Raw genomic sequence first — 762 nt, 5'->3', positions numbered from 1 at the left:
CCGCGGTGGGCTCGGTGGCCGCGCTGGCCCAACTGCCGGCCGCGCGGCGGGCGCTGTCCGCCCGGCTGCCGTCCGGGCAGGGGCCCGACGCGGAGCAGCGGGCCCGGAACTGGTTCTGGGTGCGCTTCGTCGGTGAGGGCGGCGGTCAGCGGGTGTTCACCGAGGTCTCCGGCGGGGATCCCGGTTACGGCGAGACGGCGAAGATCCTCGCGGAGTCGGCGCTCTGCCTCGCGTTCGACGAACTGCCGCCCACCTCGGGGCAGGTGACCACCGCGGTCGCGATGGGGGACGCGCTGACCGACCGGTTGCGTCGGGCCGGCATCCGGTTCCGGGTCGCACACCGCGAGGGTCAGCCGGCGAGGACCCAGCCGGCCACCACGTAGGTCGTCGCCACCAGCCAGCCGAGGGCCAGCAGTCCGGCCAGGGCGAGGCAGGCCGCCATGCGCTTGTTCGTCGTGTCCATGGCCCCGACTCTCGCCGGATGCAAGGGAGTTCACATCGGTGCGGGTACTCAGTCGGTGTACTCAGCAAGCGCTTCGCGGCACAGCCGGTCCGCCCTCCGGGTGGTCTCCGGCTGCCGGTGGTCAGGGGCCAGCCACAGGGTGTGAGCCCGGGCGGCGACCAGTGTGGTGCGGTGCCCGACGGAGACGTACACCGGCTTCACACCCCGCTGGGTGCGCAGCGCCACCCCCAGCGGGGACGCGTCCGCCGGGGTCGCGCCCGGCGCGGGGACGCCCGGTGGGGTGTCGTCCGCGCCGCCGG

The 762-nt window shown here is 75.2% G+C and carries 1 protein-coding gene and 1 pseudogene; one reads left to right on the top strand and one right to left on the bottom strand.

The window, feature by feature from the left end:
• Positions 1–383, top strand: a pseudogene (locus ACYVE9_RS29300) (saccharopine dehydrogenase); the annotation flags it as partial.
• Positions 384–511: 128 nt separating this feature from the next.
• Here ACYVE9_RS29300 and ACYVE9_RS29295 read toward each other — a convergent pair.
• Positions 512–762, bottom strand: a 251-nt coding sequence (locus ACYVE9_RS29295) for an endonuclease V (RefSeq protein WP_461030905.1), incomplete at its 5' end; no start/stop codon positions are given.

The sequence above is a fragment of the Streptomyces sparsus genome (genome assembly GCF_054776295.1).
The sequence above is the reverse complement of the archived record's forward strand: the minus strand, read 5'-3'. Positions and strand labels throughout refer to the sequence as shown.